The following is a 16,434-nucleotide window of genomic DNA, read 5'->3' on the forward strand; positions in this document are numbered from 1 at the left end:
ATGAGCGTGAAGTTCAACCATGAATTGAACAGAAAAGGCTTTAAGGTTTCTCGTAAACGTCTTGTTTCGATAATGAGAAAAAACGGCTTCTACCATAAACACCACCGTAAGTACGTCGTTACCACGGACAGTAATCATAACCTTGCCAGGGCAGAAAATCTGGTAAACAGGGAATTCAACTCATTCAAAGTAAACGAAGCATGGTGCGGTGATATTACATACATACCTACGGATGAAGGCTGGCTTTATCTGGCCTCAGTCGTAGATTTATGTTCCCGCTGTCTTGTCGGCTATAAGTTTGGGGCAACCATGGATACCGACTTGATTTGTGGTGCCTTATTGATGGCCATAAAGGAAGAAAATCAGACTGTAGGCACGATTTTTCATTCTGACCAGGGTTCTCAATATTGCTCTTACCAATTTCAGGAACTTCTGAAATCCAAGGGCTTCAGATGTTCAATGAGCAGAAGAGGCCAATGTTGGGATAATGCGGTAGCAGAATCATTCTGGGCAACATTAAAGCGGGAGTGTTTACCTGTAAACAGAAAATTCTCGTCACGAAGTGAAGGAATAAAGAAGATAATCAACTGGATTTCGTATTATAATGGCTTCAGACCGCATTCATCATTGGGGATGCTGTCACTTTATCAATACAGAAACAGAGTTTTATATTGATTTTAGGCTACTTCTTAGGGGGATAAATTATTCCGTTATCTAACATCTGTTCCAAACGACATGCTTATAAAATACTAATGCACAATTGCTAAATTTGAGAGTGATATGAGAAGAGACATACCAGATGTTGTTTTAAAGGATATTACTATGTTTGCTGAAAGAAATTCAGTAAATAAGGTTATTCTTTTTGGCTCTCGTGCCAGGGGATCAAATACTGAAAGAAGCGATATCGATCTTGCTGTTTATGGCGGCGACTTTGATTCGTTTTATTGGAATATCCATGATAGCGTTAATTCGCTATTATCTTTTGACATCATTGATGCCGATAAAAACATTTCTGAGAAATTAAAAATGGAGATTGAAAGGGACGGTATAGTAATTTATGAAAAAGTTTGAAAATTTCTCCAATTGCTTAAAAGTGTTGAAAAAGGCTGATTTTGAGCAGGCCTCAGAAAGCGAAATATACAGAACCGGAGTAATAGCTCAGTTCAACCTAACATTTGAACTTTCCTGGAAAGCCATCCAGGAAGTATTGAGAATTCATGGCGTTGAAGGGGCTGATGTTGGTTCTCCTCGGGAGATTCTCCAGCTTGCCTATAAGGTTGGTTTTATTTCTGATTCTGCCACGTGGCTACTGATGCTAAAAAAGAGAAATCTCTCTGTTCATGTATATAATGAAGAAGAGGCTGATGAGCTCGTGTCACTGATACGTGATAGTTTCATTTCGACATTTACGGTTCTCGAAGAAACGTTGAAGGCCAAAATCGAAAATACAGATAATGAACTTTAAGTCTACTACCCGCAATACACGCATTCCGAACCGGCAAAGACCATGCATAGGCTTTGACCGGTTTGTCCTTGAATTCCAAAAAGGGAGGTGTAGACCTGTTCCATTTTCCCTGCCAAGGAGAAGCCAATTTGCGAGAGGTGAACCATCACTTGGAGGCGGATATTTCGCATATCAACTATTGCCGTACTTTTCAATTATCCGAATAACCCTAATGCGATAATTGATTTATGTGTAGTAAGTAGTATGGTTTTATGATGCTTTTCACATTAGTGAACCCAAAGAAGGCTCTATACTGTACATAACTCCTTACAAATCAACGTATTATGCACATTTTTACCTCGTATTAAAGACGGCGTGATACTAGAAAAGGTCGAGTGCTCCAAGGGCGTAGAACTTCATCTGCGGATTGTTTTCAGCCTCCACAAGAACGCCCAGACCATGTTTGTAGTCCACGATGTGCAGTGTTCCGTCAGATACGATGATGCAGTCGGCTGTACCGAATCCCTCGGGCACCCATTGCGAGAAATCAACTCGCTGCTCAATGAGTACCTTCGGATCTGAACAGGTCTGCTTTGCCCTTTCAACGAGCGACAGCACGTGGGTGGCATAGCCGTTGGCGCAGTCATCCATTTCTTCGCTGTATCTGGTGAGGTTTGGTGTTGGATCATCCGCTTCCATTCCTAGCGCGGTTTTCAGCTTGAATTCGCAGAGCTCATGAGCTTCAGTTCCTTCAGCAGCATACTCGCTGCCGCCGTCTCCAGGAAACTGCTCACAGAGACGGACAGAAGGCGGACACATCAGCCAGCGGTGCGATGCCGATGCAGATAAGATTGCGTGTGAGTCAGGCATTCTTGAGTACCTCCGCATCTTTCAGCAGTGCTGCATAGTCATTCGGATCAATGGCAGAGAGCTTTGATGCTCCGTACTTTTCGAGCAGAGACTTCACACCTTCGCGGTTACCGCTTCTTGCTATGTCAGAAAGAACACCGCGTACATCCTCCAGGGTAAACTCAGGTTCTACTGTTGCGGTGGTGGAGGTAGTAACCTCTGGGGTTGATGGCTGAGACTCATTACCGGGAACAGATTGTTCTGATGTCCCCAAGCTCTGAAGCAGAGCAGACAGTTCATTCACAGCTTCACCGATTAGTTCAGCTGCGTTCTTAAGCTTTGTAATTGTTGGTTCGATTGTCATAAAAAACTCCATTAGATTTAAGTGTGGCAAGGGTTTTTGCCATTCGTGCGGATACTCGTGAGATTGCGGTAAGTACCGTAATCAGTTCACGATCCCTCCGTTTTGGGGAACGATAAGCCTTTCTCATGTTTAACCTCCTTAATTTGGGTGGCCTATACTTATCTAATGGGCGATAAAGGTTGAATTTGACGAAACATAACTACACAATTTTCAGAAATATGTCCGACTGCTCAAAAAACAATCGGACAGCGGGTGTGGACGCCCCTGAAGTTCAATTATTAGAATACTTCCGGGAACTCTTTCTTTAGGATTTTACGGACCTTGTTCAGCCTTGAGCGGAACGTGGTACGACAAAAACCTATGCGTTCGGCAATCTCGGTATCAGTCAATTCATCATCACGAAGTTTTCCAATCTTCAAGGCCTCCGGCATTAGTTCTTGCAGTCGTTTCAATAGATGATTGAGTTCATCTGCATCACATAAAAGCTCCTCCATAAGTTCAGAACCATCCACGACAACGTCCAGAAGTTCCATTTCGTCTTCTGATGAACAGTCAGTGACAGGTTCATCAAGAGATACAGTTTCTGGAAGATTCTGATGAATGCAGTCGGCACAGACCGTATCGCACTGCCACCACTTAGCTCTAGGGCATTTGCAAAGGCCATGAGCCTGCATTCGTTTACGATGGTTGCTACAATATTTCATATACTCGGCATAAGTTTCATTTGGAACCTCAATCCATTTGTTACTTGGCTTATCAAAGATTTTTGCCATTGCGGCTTCTCCTGTTCGGAAAAACCGAAGCGGAGAAAACCGTTATGGCTGAATTGTCTCGTGTACATATAAGGTCACCTCGCGGGATAGTCCCCGTTTCGGAAGTGACCAGTGGTGCATGACACCGGACTGTTAATGAAAATTCGCCTGTTTCAGCCATGCACTCATCAATTTGCAACTTGATGGGCTTACGCAGGCGAGTGTTAAACTGCTAATCCTTCTATAAATAGCCATGGGGATTAGTGAAATCTGACGTTTTGGAGGAGTTGTTCCTCCTATTCGGTCAGGATTTATACAAAAAAAGCAGGCATCGATAAGGGGGGCTGCTTGGATAACGCACTTTTGAAAATGTGATCTATTTAACAATTAATGCGAGCGGCTGATTGTACACGTTTATTGAAAGTCCGTGTGAAAATAAAACGCCTTTTGGGGCTTAGTGACGATTAATTGATAATGTCTAGTATATTTATTATTCGTTTAAGGTGAAATGTGTAAGTTTTTGATGAAAAAGTGGGCAAAATGTGATCTTTAAAGGATTTTTTGTGCTTCGAATATAAAATGTGTTTTTGGTTATTGACAACCAAAATAACCAGTGATAGACTTTATTACAGTTGTTGATTTGGTTATGAATAACCATAAATAGAGGTAATTATGTTATACAGAAAAGAAAACTTAAATATTGAGTCTAAGGCAGTAAGTGAAATCACTTCTAATATTATTAGTTTTATCAGAGGAAGGGGCGTAGTTGAACCTCAGTTGTGCTTTGTTCTTGTTTATGCAGCACACCTGGCTTTGACAAATAATGTTAACGATGCTGATGATTTACTTTCTTTTATCGAAGAAAATGTTTCTGAGCAGAGAGCAATGTTTGTCAAAGAGTTTGCAAGAGATAATATTAAAATAGCTATTCAAATTTCAGAGTCTTTTTCAGATGAAGATCTCCTTGCGTACATGTTTGTATTTCCAAGAGAATCAGCAGGAAGAGTAAGTGCTGAATGTGGTACACCTGAATCGATTTCAAAGTTAGCAATTAGGATTTTAAATATTAGAGAAAATGAAAATATAGCTGATTTTGGAAGTGGTGTTGGAGATTTCATTACATCGATTTCTGAAAATAATGATAAAAGTAATGTATATGGAATTGAGATAAATACTTATTCCTGTGAAATTTCAAAAATAAGAGCAGAATTGTTTGCTGCCAATAATGTTGAGGTGGAACTTGGAGATATGTTCGCCGTCGCAGATGATAGGAAGTTTGATAAAATTTTTTCAAACTATCCGTTTGGGATGCGACTAATTAATCTTAATGCATCTACAGGATACGTTGATTCTCTTCTTAAGAGAATGCCGGAAATAAAGAGAGCAACGTCTGCAGATTGGATTTTTAATTCATTGCTCCTTGATCATCTTGAAGATGATGGTAAGGCCGTTGCAATAATGACAAATGGCAGTACATGGAATAGCATTGATCAGAAAATACGAGAGTATTTTGTACGGAATGGGTTGATCGAGGCTGTTATAGCATTACCTTCCAAATTGTTTGAATTCACTAATATTTCTACAACTATGATTGTGTTTAGTAGAAATAACAAGAGCGTAAGATTGATCGATTCTACCGCTATTTGTGAACAGGGTAGAAGACAAAATATTATAACGGATACTAATATTGATCAGATTATCCGCTTGCTCAATGAAGATGGGGAACAAGCTATTACTGTTGATTTCAAGACACTTCAGCAAAATGAATTCGTGTTGAATCCTTCAAGATATTTGGAATATACAGTGGAAATCGAAGATGGGGTTGAGTTTGGTAGTTTAATTAAAAGTATCACTCGTGGGGCTCAATTAAAGGCTAGTGAACTTGATGATATGGTTTCTGAAGATCCTACTGACATCCAATATTTAATGCTGGCGAATATTCAGAATGGAATGATCTCTGAAGATTTACCTTATTTAAAAGAACTTGATCCCAAGTTAGCTAAGTATTTAATAGGGAATAAGAATCTTCTTCTTTCAAAGAATGGAGCACCTTTTAAAGTTGCGGTTGCAGAGATAGAAGAAGATATAAAAATACTTGGAAATGGTAATCTGTTTATCATTGCTTTGGATGAAGAAAAGGTTAATCCATTTTATTTAAAAGCATTCTTTGATAGTGAAGTTGGTTTTGCCTCACTTAAGAAAATTGTTGTAGGCACAACAATCCCGAACATCTCTTTAGAATCGCTCAAGAAACTCATAGTTCCTTTGCCACCAATGGAAAAGCAAAATGAGATTGCTGATTTGTATCAGGCAAAGCAGGATGAAATAAAGGTTTTACAGCTAAAACTTAAAAAGGCTCATAATGCTTTAAGAGCAATCTTCGGGGAGGTGAAGTGATATGTTGTCGATTGAAGAATTATCCGAACTTGAAGATGCTATCATGGATGTTTTGCCTAGTAAAATAACAGAAATACTTTCAAAGGCAAATAGAAGTGGAGATCTTAATGATCTTCTGCACCTGCTTGGTTTATCAGATTTGCTTGGCAGTGAGAATAAGTTTGAAACATATAAGAACGGGAAAATAGTAGTCGTAGGTGGAACTGAAACGAAAGAAGAAATTCTTGTTTCAATAGGAAAGCAGCTCGGAATTGATAAAAATCGCTTTGAGTTTTGTTTGGATTATGAAAGCGTTCAAAAGTTTGATTTTAATAAAATGCAGTACGCTCCACAGTATCGAGTCATATTATTTGGACCGACTCCTCACAGTGGTCATGGTAAAGGCGATAGTAGGAGTATTATTGCAGAAATCGCAAAAAAGGATGGCTACCCTAGAGTTGAAAGACTTATGAGTGGGCAAGAACTAAAAATAACAAAAACCAATTTTAGGGAAAAACTTAATCAATTATTAGAAGAAGGATATATATAAGCATACTTTGTTTGCAATACATAAGTACTTGTTTTTGTATATATGTCACTTTGGCTTATTCAGGGCACATAGACATCAATTGTGAATAAAGTTTGATACTTATTCGGAATAGGTCGTTAAATATTTAGAAAAAAGACGGCCTAGCCGAGCTTAATAAGAAAATATTTGATGTTTACGACAAAAGTTGAATAAAAATTATTCGGTTATGCAAAACTTATCGTTTTTGTGTAGTCACATTAAGAATTTTGTAATCTAACTGTGGTAGTATGCTGTTTTAACCGATTTGTAACGCATAGGCGATAATATTATGTCTTGATTATGGCCAAAAGAAAACGTTTTAAAGAATCAACAATAGAATAAGCATGGGTGTATGCTATCATTTGGAGGAAGATTGATATGGCAGATAAAACAAATGCCAACATCGGATTTGAAAAACAACTGTGGGATGCGGCCTGTGTTTTGTGGGGGCATATTCCTGCTGCTGAATACAGAAAAGTTATTATCGGACTTATTTTTCTACGATATATTTCCGCCGCATTTGATAAAAGGTATCAAGAGCTTGTTTCTGAAGGCGATGGCTTTGAGGATGATCGCGACGCTTATACAATGGAGAATGTCTTCTTTGTGCCTGAAGAGGCAAGATGGGACACTATTGCATCTGCAGCCCATACACCAGAAATTGGAACAGTCATTGATGTGGCAATGAGAGCCATTGAATCTGAGAACAAGACACTGAAGAATGTTCTGCCGAAAAATTATGCCAATCCAGATCTTGACAAGAGAGTACTTGGTGATGTTGTAGACATTTTTACGAATAATATAGACATGAGCAACACTGAAGAAAGCGAAGATCTTCTTGGACGTACATATGAATACTGCATCGCTCAGTTTGCTGCGAAAGAAGGGGTTAGTGGCGGTGAATTCTACACTCCATCCAGTGTGGTAAAGACTCTAGTCTCAATTTTACGTCCATTTGATAACTGTCGCGTGTATGATTGCTGTTGTGGTTCAGGTGGAATGTTTGTACAAAGTGCAAAGTTCATTCAGGCTCATTCAAGTAAAAGAGGTACTATTTCTGTTTACGGACAGGAAGCCCAAGCTGATACGTGGAAGATGGCCAAAATGAATATGGCGATCCGAGGAATTGATGCGGATTTTGGCCCTTATCATGCGGATACTTTTACTAAAGATTTGCACCCAACTTTAAAGGCGGATTTTATACTAGCTAATCCACCTTTTAACTACCATCCTTGGAATCAGGAAAAACTGCTAGAGGATGTTCGCTGGAAATATGGTGTACCGCCTGCAGGTAATGCAAACTACGCGTGGATTCAACATATGATCCATCATCTTGCGCCAAATGGAAAAATTGGTCTCGTGCTTGCGAATGGAGCTCTTTCAACCCAGTCTGGAGGGGAAGGTGAAATTCGTAAAAAGATTATAGAGGACGATTTGGTCGAAGGCATTATTGCTATGCCAACACAGCTTTTTTATAGTGTACAGATTCCTGTAACTTTGTGGTTTATTACAAAGAATAAGAAACAAAAGGGAAAAACTCTCTTTATCGATGCTCGTAAGATGGGGCATATGGTAGACCGTAAACATAGAGATTTATCTGCCGAAGATATCCAAAAATTGGCGGATACATTTGAAGCCTTCCAAAATAAAACTCTTGATGATGTGAAAGGATTCTGTTTTGTTGCAACTCTTCAAGATATTGCTAAACAGGATTATATTCTAACGCCAGGACGTTATGTTGGCATTGAGGAACAGGAAGATGAAGGGGAATCATTTGATGAAAAAATGACAAGACTAACATCTGAATTATCTGAAATGTTTGACAAATCGCATGAACTTGAAGCGGAAATTAGAAGAAAACTGGGGGCAATCGGATATGAAATATAAGGACGCTCCTTTTGGAAAAGTACCAGAGGTTTGGAAGATTAGGCCTATATCAGCTGTAACAGAGCTGGTAACTGATTATGTTGCAAATGGTAGTTTCGCTTCTCTTGCAGCAAATGTTACGTACAAAGATACTGAAGATGAGGCTGTGTTAATTAGACTTGCTGATTACAATAATGATTTCAAAGGAAATTTTGTTTTTATCGACAAGCATGCGTATGAATTTCTTGGAAAAAGTAAGCTATATGGTAACGAGATTATCATCTCAAATGTAGGTGCTAATGTTGGAACTGTATTCCGCTGTCCTCACTTGCCGTACAAGATGAGTTTAGCGCCTAACGCAATAATGGTTAAATTCAAAGAAAGTGATGATTTTTATTATTTTTGGTTGAGAAGTCTCGCAGGGCAACATATGCTCCGTTCAATAGTTACGGGGAGTGCACAACCAAAGTTTAATAAAACTAATTTTAGAGATATGCTCGTACCGGTTCCACCAAGAGACCATCAAGACAAGATAGTGTCGATATTACAACCATTGGAGAATAAAATAGAAAACAACAAGAGAATAAATGATAATTTAGCGGCTTAAAGCTCAATGTCTGATACATCCAATTCTCCAGACATAAGTTTAGGTAACAAAATATCTCGTAGAATTGATAATTTTGCGTTTTCAATTTTATTTTGTTCTATTATTGAAAACATCGGGGAGACGGTATTATGGAAATCATCCAAGAGTTCATTTGGTGGTAATAAAACAGAAGTATTCTTAAAATCTGTTTTATTAAATTTTGGTTGGGCTGAACCACCTTTTATGCCTTGGATTATTGCTTGCCCATAGTGGTACTTAAACCATATATACAGGTAATAGCGGAGATAATCCTTTTTTGGTCTCAACATGATGATGTTGTTTCCCAATGTCATTGGCTTGTCGAGTTTAGGGCAAAGGAAAACGCTACCCACATCACCTACGTTTGAGATGATGATTTCGCCTCCAAACAAAGTAGATTTAGAAAGAAATTCGTAAGAATGCTGATCAACATATACTCCGAATGAGTTTGATTTAAGATCAGTATTCCTCACAAAGTACGCATAATTAGGTTCTTGGTATAACTTTACATTCTGTTTGAGAGATGCAAAGCTTCCATTTGCTACGTAATCGGTAACTAACATCGGCAAGCTACCAATTTTTACGATAGAAAAATCAGAAGGTATTTTGCCAAACTCGGAGCTTACAAAATTGATGTTTTGAGATCGATTGAATGCGTTAAACCAAGAACGATAAATTAGGACCGCTTGCTCTTCTAAATTATCATTTATATTAGAAGCCACCTGATTTGGGAGCTTAATTGATAATGTAAGTACAGTTCTTCTATAAAGAAGCATTATAGGAGAACGAATATGAAAGAAAACTTAATATTAGATGTTATGCAGGCTATGTTGAAGCATCTAGATAATGCCAAGTTGGCGCAACTTAAACAGGTTTTAGAGCAGACACTTACTGCATACGATGTGTGTAGGAACGATGGTTCTGTGAAAAAAGGTGATGACGAGGATTTAATCGAAAAGTTTATTTCGGCTAAGCGTATTGAAGGCTGTTCTGAAAAGACATTGAAGTATTATCGAGTAACGATTGATACATTAGTTTCTAATGTTGGTAAAAACGTGAAATATATCATTACCGAAGATTTGCGTAAATATTTGACAGTATACCAGAATACGCATCAATCTAGCCGGGTAACGATTGATAACATTCGGAGGATACTATCTAGCTTTTTTTCGTGGTTGGAGGATGAGGATTATATCATAAAAAGTCCAGTACGTCGTATTCACAAGGTTAAGACGATAAAGAATTTGAAAGACACATTTTCGGATGAGGATCTTGAGAAGATGCGGGATGGATCCAATGAATTAAGGGATCTTGCAATGATTGATTTACTTGCGTCGACTGGTATGCGTGTTGGTGAAATGGTGTTGTTGAACAAAGATGACATTAATTTTTCAGAAAGAGAGTGTGTTGTACTTGGAAAAGGTGCAAAGGAAAGAATTGTATATTTTGATGCTAAAGCTAAGTTGCACTTGCAACGGTACTTGAATTCAAGAACTGACGATAACCAGGCTCTTTTTGTAACGCTTCGAGCACCATATGAACGAATTACAATTGGTGGGGTGGAACATAGGTTTAGGGAGATTGGTAACCGGTTGAATATATATAAAGTTCATCCGCATAAGTTTAGAAGAACATTGGCCACTGTTGCCATTGATAAGGGAATGCCTATAGAGCAGTTGCAACAATTGCTAGGGCATCAAAGAATAGATACGACGTTGCACTACGCAATGGTTAAACAGAGCAATGTTAAGGCTGCTCATAGAAAGTATATCGGGTAGGAATCATCGATGAGTTTATGGAAGAAAATTAGATTAGGCAATGCGTGTACCACAAATGCTCATACCTATTCACCAAAAGAAAATTGGTCATATGTTAATTATCTAGATACTGGAAATATTGTTGATAACAAGATAGATTCAATTCAATATATCGATATTGAAAAAGACAAACTGCCAAGTCGAGCACGTAGAAAAGTTCAGAAAGATAGTATTATTTATTCTACAGTACGTCCAAACCAGAGACACTTTGGGATTATTAAAGAACAACCTAATAATTTTCTCGTATCAACTGGTTTTACTGTTATTGATGTGAATACTAATATTCTTGATGCTGATTTTCTTTATTACCGGTTAATCCAGAATGATTTAGTGGAAACCTTGCATTCTATTGCAGAGCAAAGTACATCAGCTTATCCCTCAATAAAGGCGAGTGACATAGAAAATCTAGAAATAGAAGTTCCAAATATAGAGATTCAGGTGGCTATTGGCAGTTTCTTGAGGAATTTGGATGAAAAAATTAGGTGTAATGAGGGGATAAATGATAATTTACAGCAGCAAGCACTGTCTATATTCCAAGAATGGTTTATAGATAATCCCGATAAAACAAACTGGCACCAAGGTACTTTTTCTGAGTTGGTTCAGTCCACCCTAAATGGCGATTGGGGAAAAGAATCTCCATCCGGGAATAATATACAAAAGGTATATTGCATTAGAGGCGCAGATATACCTGATGTGCGTGCTGGAAGTAAGGGAAAAATGCCAATCAGATACATTCTTCCTAAAAACTACGCAAGTAAGATGCTTACTGACGGAGATATCGTAATAGAAATCTCTGGTGGTAGTCCGACCCAATCAACAGGTAGATGCGTTGCCGTTACACAATCTCTTCTTGAACGCTATGATAGCGGCATGGTTTGCACTAATTTTTGTAAAGCGATCAAGCCAAAATCAAACTACAGCATGTTTATTTATTATTACTGGCAATACCTCTATGATAAAAAAGTTTTCTTTGCTTATGAAAATGGTACAACAGGTATAAAAAATCTTGATTTTTCAGGTTTCCTTGATACAGAAACCATTATCATTCCACCAGAAGAATTGGTAAGTAAGTTCAATAATTACTGTAAAGCCGTTTTTGATCAAGTATTTGCAAATGGAAAAGAAAGCGAAAAACTTGCAGAAATACGAGACTATTTACTACCACGACTAATGTCTGGTGAACTTGATGTATCAAATATTGTACTTTAAGCCGCTAAATTATCATTTAAATTAGAGCAACAAACGTAAAGAGCGAGGAGTCTCGTTCGAAAAGGTGTATAAAAAGGGAGAGATAGTTATGTCAGGGTTTTATACGGAAGCTGATTATGAGAATTCTATCGTAGAACTATTTCGGGAAATGGGATACCGCCATGCATATGGTCCTGACATAGAAAGGAATTTTAATACCCCTTTGTATGAAGATGAATTAATAGATTCTTTGCATCGGCTGAACCCTTCTTTGCCAGAGGATGCAATTAATGATGCTCTGTTTAAATTAAAGAATTTTGAAAATGCAGAGTTGGTTCAGAAGAATGCTGTCTTTATGGATTATATCCAGCATGGAGTGGAGGTTCGATATTTAGTCAAAGGGGATGAACAATCCGGTATTGTATACATTGTAGATTATAAGAATCCTGATAACAATTCCTTTATAGTTGCAAATCAGTGGACATTTATTGAAAACAGTAATAAAAGACCAGATGTATTATTGTTTCTAAATGGCCTTCCTATAGTTCTTATTGAGTTGAAGTCTCCTTCAAGAGAGGAAACTAATGCTTCAGAGGCATACTTGCAGATCAGAAATTATATGCAAGAGATTCCATCAATGTTCATTTATAACTGTATTTGTGTTATGAGTGATCATTTAACATCTAAGGCTGGAACGATCACTTCCGGTGAGGATCGCTTCATGGAGTGGAAGACTAAGGACGGAAACTACGAGAACACACAATATGCTCAATTTGATACTTTCTTCGAGGGAATCTTTGAACGTCATCGATTACTCGATATCGTAAAAAACTTTATTTGTTTCTCAAATGAGGGCTTGAAGCAGTTTAAGATACTGGCTGGATACCATCAATATTTTGCTGTTAACAAAGCCATAGGGTCTACAAAGCGTGCTACAGAGACAGATGGAAAAGGTGGAGTGTTTTGGCATACTCAGGGAAGTGGAAAATCATTATCTATGGTTTTTTACGTACACCGGCTACAAGAAGTATTAGATAGTCCTACAATTGTTGTTCTTACAGATCGCAATGATTTAGATGACCAATTGTTTGGACAATTTGCAAAATGTAAAGACTTCTTGCGACAAGAACCTATTCATGCAGAGAGTCGTGAACATTTGAAAACATTGCTAAACGGCAGGCAGGCAAATGGAATTATTTTCACTACTATGCAAAAGTTTGAGGAATCCCATGAAGCTCTCTCAGAACGCAGAAATATTGTTGTGATGGCAGATGAGGCACATCGTGGACAATATGGGCTTAAAGAAAAGGTTGATGCCGCAACTGGGAAAATTAAAACTGGTACAGCGCGAATTATTCGAAATAGTTTGCCAAATGCCACCTATATTGGCTTCACTGGAACCCCTATTTCTATGAAAGACAGAAGCACTCGTGAGGTCTTTGGTGAATATATAGATATTTATGACATGACTCAGGCAGTTGAGGATGGGGCTACACGTCCGGTTTATTATGAAAGTCGCGTCATCAATCTAAAATTGGACGAAAAAACTCTGCATTTGATTGATGCTGAGTACGAAATCATGTCAAACAATGCAGATCCAGAAGTGGTGGAAAAGAGTAAAAAAGAACTTAGTCAGATGGAGGCTATTCTCGGTAACGAGCAGACTATTGCTTCGCTTGTAGATGATATTCTTAATCACTACGAAAATTATCGTGCTAACTTATTGACTGGAAAGGCGTTGATCGTCGCGTACTCTCGTTCAATAGCTATGAAAGTTTATAACCGCATACTTCAACTTCGACCATCTTGGACTGAGAAGGTTGCTGTGGTTATGACGGAAAGTAATAAGGATCCAGAAGAATGGCGTGATGTTATTGGAAATAAACGCAACAGAGATGAACTAGCTAAGAAGTTTAAAGATAATAGTAGTCCACTTAAAATAGCAATTGTGGTCGATATGTGGCTGACAGGATTTGATGTCCCATCACTTGCGACTATGTACGTTTACAAACCAATGCAAGGGTATAACTTGATGCAAGCCATTGCTCGAGTCAACCGTGTTTTTGCCGATAAGGAAGGTGGACTTGTCGTTGATTATGTTGGAATTGCTTCTGCTTTGAAAGCGGCAATGAATGATTATACATCACGTGATAAAAAGAATTACGGTGATACCGATGTTTCGAAGGTTGCTTATCCTAAATTTTTGGAAAAACTGTCTATTTGTCGCGATGTCTTTCACGGATATGATTATTCTAAGTTTACTACAGGAACAGATTTGGAACGTTCGAAGACAATAAGTGGAGCTGTTAACTTTATTGTTGCCGTTGATAAAGAGCGTGAACGCGAGACTTTTTTAAAAGAAGCTTTGCTTTTACATCAGGCATTATCTCTGTGTTCATCTCTTGTTGAGAAAATTCTAAGAATTGAGGCTGCATTCTTTGAATCTGTTCGTGTTCTTGTTTTGAGACTAATGAATCAGGGAGAGGGAAAGAAAATTTCCTTACCTGAAATGAATGCTAGAATTAATGCCTTGTTAGAACAAAGTATTAAATCAAATGGTGTAATAAATTTGTTCTCAGACATTAATGGAGATTTTTCTCTTTTCGATCCAAAGTTTCTTGAGGAAATTGGGAAGATGAAGGAAAAAAATCTTGCTGTAGAGTTATTGAAAAAGCTTATATCTGAGCAGGTTATCATATACAAGAGGACAAATGTTGTTAAGTCTGAGAAGTTTAGCGAGATAATCCAAAGTACAATGAACCGCTATTTAAATGGAATGCTTACAAATGAAGAGGTTATTCAGGAACTACTTAATCTTGCAAAGCATATAGCAGTAGCTCAAAAGGAAGGTGAACAGTTAGGTCTCACATCTGATGAACTAGCTTTCTATGATGCATTGACAAAACCACAGGCAATTAAGGATTTTTATGAAAATGCTGAACTTATTGCCATTACAAAAGAGCTAGCTGATACCCTTCGCAAAAATCGTACTATTGATTGGCAGAAACGTGATTCAGCTAGAGCAAAAATGAGAATGATGATAAAGAAACTTCTAAAAAAACATCGATACCCACCTGAGGGTATGGATGATGCTGTCCAGACAGTTATGATTCAGTGTGAATTGTGGACAGATAACGCAAGGATTGAATAGTGTAAGAATAATAAATCCTTTCTAATCGGAGAAGAATCTGAAGCGTGTTTCTGCAGATTAGATGGAATATGTAAAGAATATTTATTTTGAGGTGATGTGTTGTATGGATGCTCGCAAAGGAAACATCTACGAAATATTAAATGGTAATAAACAGTTCTTGATACCTGTTTACCAGAGGTATTACAGTTGGGATATTGAACAGTGTAAGCGCCTGTGGTGTGACATTGTTGAGATGCAAAAGAAAGGTAAAGTGGGACATTTTGTCGGCTCTATTGTAAATATCGCAGAACAAGCAATGCCAACAGGAGTGCAGAAATATATGATTATTGATGGTCAGCAACGAATGACCACGCTGACGTTACTTTTGATTGCCTTGCGTGATTACGCATTAGAAAACACTGAGGATACTACAATAAATGCTCGGCGCATTGATAATATGCTCCTGAAAAATGAATATGAAAACAACGATGAGCAATATAAATTACTTCTGACAGAAACAGATAGAGATGTATTGATTAGTCTTGTTGAAAAAAAGCCTATTTCAGATAATACCCGGTCAAGGCTTATTGATAACTATAATTTTTTTGCTGAGAAAATTGCTAGCAAAGAATTACTTCCAGCTAATGTTTATCAATCTATTGGTAAATTGCAGATTGTTAATATAACGCTTGATCGTTCGATGGACGATGCTCAGGCTATTTTTGAAAGTTTAAATTCTACCGGTAAAGAGCTGTCTGAATCTGATTTAATCCGAAATTATGTTCTTATGGGATTGGAACCTGCCGAACAAAGATTTGTTTATGAGCACTTCTGGCGTCCTATGGAATTGCTATTTGTATACGAGACTCAGGATTCTGTTATGGATAGATTTTTTAGGGATTACCTTACAATGAAGAGTACCCGCATTCCAAAACAAGATCGAGTCTATGAGGAATTCAAACTGTATCACTTGAATTGCGAATTTAGCACTATTAGAGAACTGTGTCAGGATCTGTACACCAATGCTAGGTATTATACAGATATGGTGTTCAAACGTAGTAGCATTTCGGCACTTAAATCTCTCTATGAGGACATCAACGATTTAAGAATGGAGGTATCTTATCCTTTTTTGCTAAAAGTACATAATGATTACTCGAGATTCCCACTTGTTTTAAAGTGAAAATAACAACATAACCCATATCCTAGGCGGTTTGGGTGTTTTTTAAAAACATGTATTGATTTTTGGATGAAGTTTTTCTCTATGAAAAAACTGCTGTCTGGACAGATGATAAAATTGTTGAAACCCTTGAAAAATAAGGTGTTGTGGTGTGTTTTATGATATAATTGTAGTCGCAAAAAAACAAAAAATATTCAAAAAAACACACCAGGAAAATGATACATCAAATGACCAAAAATTTCTCCAAATATTCTGCTTTTCTCTACTTTTTTTCATTG

Annotated in this window: 16 protein-coding genes; 11 read left to right on the forward strand and 5 right to left on the reverse strand. The window is 37.7% G+C overall.

Features of this window, described 5'->3' with window-relative positions; translation table 11 throughout:
- Nucleotides 1–6 precede the first annotated feature (6 nt).
- From T489_RS13610 to T489_RS0107445, 3 genes are all read left to right on the forward strand, one after another.
- On the forward strand, nucleotides 7–675 hold the full coding sequence (locus T489_RS13610; RefSeq protein WP_198020439.1) for an IS3 family transposase: 669 nt from the start codon (nucleotides 7–9) through the stop codon (nucleotides 673–675).
- A 105-nt stretch (nucleotides 676–780) separates the two neighbouring features.
- On the forward strand, nucleotides 781–1,071 hold the full coding sequence (locus T489_RS0107440) for a nucleotidyltransferase family protein (RefSeq protein WP_031579430.1): 291 nt from the start codon (nucleotides 781–783) through the stop codon (nucleotides 1,069–1,071).
- Nucleotides 1,058–1,465 (forward strand): HI0074 family nucleotidyltransferase substrate-binding subunit, encoded by a 408-nt coding sequence (locus T489_RS0107445; RefSeq protein ID WP_031579431.1) that lies wholly within the window; start codon nucleotides 1,058–1,060, stop codon nucleotides 1,463–1,465. Before T489_RS0107440 ends, T489_RS0107445 begins: the two co-directional genes overlap by 14 nt.
- 360 nt (nucleotides 1,466–1,825) lie before the next feature.
- Here the strand turns inward: T489_RS0107445 and T489_RS0107450 are convergent, their stop codons facing one another.
- The 4 genes from T489_RS0107450 to T489_RS0107460 form a co-directional block, all read right to left on the reverse strand.
- On the reverse strand, nucleotides 1,826–2,314 hold the full coding sequence (locus T489_RS0107450; protein WP_031579432.1) for a DUF2800 domain-containing protein: 489 nt from the start codon (nucleotides 2,312–2,314) through the stop codon (nucleotides 1,826–1,828).
- Nucleotides 2,307–2,657 (reverse strand): hypothetical protein, encoded by a 351-nt coding sequence (locus T489_RS0107455; protein WP_051621889.1) that lies wholly within the window; start codon nucleotides 2,655–2,657, stop codon nucleotides 2,307–2,309. The genes T489_RS0107450 and T489_RS0107455 overlap by 8 nt, the downstream gene beginning before the upstream one ends.
- Nucleotides 2,626–2,784, reverse strand: a complete 159-nt coding sequence (locus T489_RS15205; protein ID WP_198020440.1) for a hypothetical protein — start codon at nucleotides 2,782–2,784, stop codon at nucleotides 2,626–2,628. The genes T489_RS0107455 and T489_RS15205 overlap by 32 nt, the downstream gene beginning before the upstream one ends.
- Before the next feature lie 151 nt (nucleotides 2,785–2,935).
- On the reverse strand, nucleotides 2,936–3,430 hold the full coding sequence (locus T489_RS0107460; protein WP_031579434.1) for an RNA polymerase sigma factor: 495 nt from the start codon (nucleotides 3,428–3,430) through the stop codon (nucleotides 2,936–2,938).
- 651 nt (nucleotides 3,431–4,081) lie between these two features.
- Between T489_RS0107460 and T489_RS0107465 the strand changes: the two genes are divergently transcribed.
- The 4 genes from T489_RS0107465 to T489_RS0107480 all read left to right on the forward strand — a co-directional run bounded on the left by T489_RS0107465 (nucleotide 4,082) and on the right by T489_RS0107480 (nucleotide 8,826).
- Entirely contained in the window at nucleotides 4,082–5,806 is a 1,725-nt protein-coding gene (locus T489_RS0107465; protein ID WP_031579435.1) for an N-6 DNA methylase, read from the forward strand.
- Nucleotide 5,807: 1 nt separating this feature from the next.
- The gene (locus tag T489_RS0107470; RefSeq protein WP_031579436.1) at nucleotides 5,808–6,335 is read left to right on the forward strand and encodes a hypothetical protein; all 528 of its coding nucleotides are present in this window, start codon (nucleotides 5,808–5,810) and stop codon (nucleotides 6,333–6,335) included.
- 396 nt (nucleotides 6,336–6,731) lie between these two features.
- Nucleotides 6,732–8,240: a type I restriction-modification system subunit M gene (locus T489_RS0107475; protein ID WP_031579437.1), complete on the forward strand. Its 1,509-nt coding sequence runs from the start codon at nucleotides 6,732–6,734 to the stop codon at nucleotides 8,238–8,240.
- The gene (locus T489_RS0107480; RefSeq protein WP_051621890.1) at nucleotides 8,230–8,826 is read left to right on the forward strand and encodes a restriction endonuclease subunit S; all 597 of its coding nucleotides are present in this window, start codon (nucleotides 8,230–8,232) and stop codon (nucleotides 8,824–8,826) included. The genes T489_RS0107475 and T489_RS0107480 overlap by 11 nt, the downstream gene beginning before the upstream one ends.
- Here the strand turns inward: T489_RS0107480 and T489_RS14290 are convergent.
- Nucleotides 8,823–9,566: a restriction endonuclease subunit S gene (locus tag T489_RS14290; RefSeq protein ID WP_198020441.1), complete on the reverse strand. Its 744-nt coding sequence runs from the start codon at nucleotides 9,564–9,566 to the stop codon at nucleotides 8,823–8,825. The genes T489_RS0107480 and T489_RS14290 overlap by 4 nt on opposite strands.
- Nucleotides 9,567–9,635: 69 nt before the next feature.
- On the opposite strand from T489_RS14290, the gene xerA reads away from it, so the two are divergent.
- The 4 genes from xerA to T489_RS0107505 all read left to right on the forward strand — a co-directional run bounded on the left by xerA (nucleotide 9,636) and on the right by T489_RS0107505 (nucleotide 16,159).
- Nucleotides 9,636–10,622 (forward strand): site-specific tyrosine recombinase/integron integrase, encoded by a 987-nt coding sequence (xerA, locus tag T489_RS0107490; protein ID WP_031579440.1) that lies wholly within the window; start codon nucleotides 9,636–9,638, stop codon nucleotides 10,620–10,622.
- A gap of 9 nt (nucleotides 10,623–10,631) precedes the next feature.
- Nucleotides 10,632–11,870 (forward strand): restriction endonuclease subunit S, encoded by a 1,239-nt coding sequence (locus T489_RS14645; protein WP_037319187.1) that lies wholly within the window; start codon nucleotides 10,632–10,634, stop codon nucleotides 11,868–11,870.
- A gap of 88 nt (nucleotides 11,871–11,958) precedes the next feature.
- Entirely contained in the window at nucleotides 11,959–15,000 is a 3,042-nt protein-coding gene (locus tag T489_RS0107500; protein WP_031579442.1) for a type I restriction endonuclease subunit R, read from the forward strand.
- A gap of 103 nt (nucleotides 15,001–15,103) precedes the next feature.
- On the forward strand, nucleotides 15,104–16,159 hold the full coding sequence (locus T489_RS0107505; RefSeq protein WP_198020442.1) for a DUF262 domain-containing protein: 1,056 nt from the start codon (nucleotides 15,104–15,106) through the stop codon (nucleotides 16,157–16,159).
- Nucleotides 16,160–16,434: the final 275 nt, after the last annotated feature.

Origin of the sequence: Ruminobacter sp. RM87 (assembly GCF_000701925.1) — a bacterium.
GTDB classification, from domain to species: Bacteria; Pseudomonadota; Gammaproteobacteria; order Enterobacterales; family Succinivibrionaceae; genus Ruminobacter; species Ruminobacter amylophilus.

Excerpts from the sequence above, each read along its gene's own strand:
- T489_RS0107445 (WP_031579431.1), top strand. The coding sequence starts at position 1,058 with ATGAAAAAGTTTGAAAATTTCTCCAATTGCTTAAAAGTGTTGAAAAAG.
- T489_RS0107505 (WP_198020442.1), top strand. The coding sequence starts at position 15,104 with ATGGATGCTCGCAAAGGAAACATCTACGAAATATTAAATGGTAATAAA.
- T489_RS14645 (WP_037319187.1), top strand. The coding sequence starts at position 10,632 with ATGAGTTTATGGAAGAAAATTAGATTAGGCAATGCGTGTACCACAAAT.
- T489_RS0107475 (WP_031579437.1), top strand. The coding sequence starts at position 6,732 with ATGGCAGATAAAACAAATGCCAACATCGGATTTGAAAAACAACTGTGG.
- T489_RS0107470 (WP_031579436.1), top strand. The coding sequence starts at position 5,808 with ATGTTGTCGATTGAAGAATTATCCGAACTTGAAGATGCTATCATGGAT.
- T489_RS0107440 (WP_031579430.1), top strand. The coding sequence starts at position 781 with ATGAGAAGAGACATACCAGATGTTGTTTTAAAGGATATTACTATGTTT.
- xerA (WP_031579440.1), top strand. The coding sequence starts at position 9,636 with ATGAAAGAAAACTTAATATTAGATGTTATGCAGGCTATGTTGAAGCAT.
- T489_RS0107480 (WP_051621890.1), top strand. The coding sequence starts at position 8,230 with ATGAAATATAAGGACGCTCCTTTTGGAAAAGTACCAGAGGTTTGGAAG.
- T489_RS0107455 (WP_051621889.1), bottom strand. The coding sequence starts at position 2,657 with ATGACAATCGAACCAACAATTACAAAGCTTAAGAACGCAGCTGAACTA.
- T489_RS0107500 (WP_031579442.1), top strand. The coding sequence starts at position 11,959 with ATGTCAGGGTTTTATACGGAAGCTGATTATGAGAATTCTATCGTAGAA.
- T489_RS0107460 (WP_031579434.1), bottom strand. The coding sequence starts at position 3,430 with ATGGCAAAAATCTTTGATAAGCCAAGTAACAAATGGATTGAGGTTCCA.
- T489_RS0107450 (WP_031579432.1), bottom strand. The coding sequence starts at position 2,314 with ATGCCTGACTCACACGCAATCTTATCTGCATCGGCATCGCACCGCTGG.
- T489_RS0107465 (WP_031579435.1), top strand. The coding sequence starts at position 4,082 with ATGTTATACAGAAAAGAAAACTTAAATATTGAGTCTAAGGCAGTAAGT.
- T489_RS15205 (WP_198020440.1), bottom strand. The coding sequence starts at position 2,784 with ATGAGAAAGGCTTATCGTTCCCCAAAACGGAGGGATCGTGAACTGATT.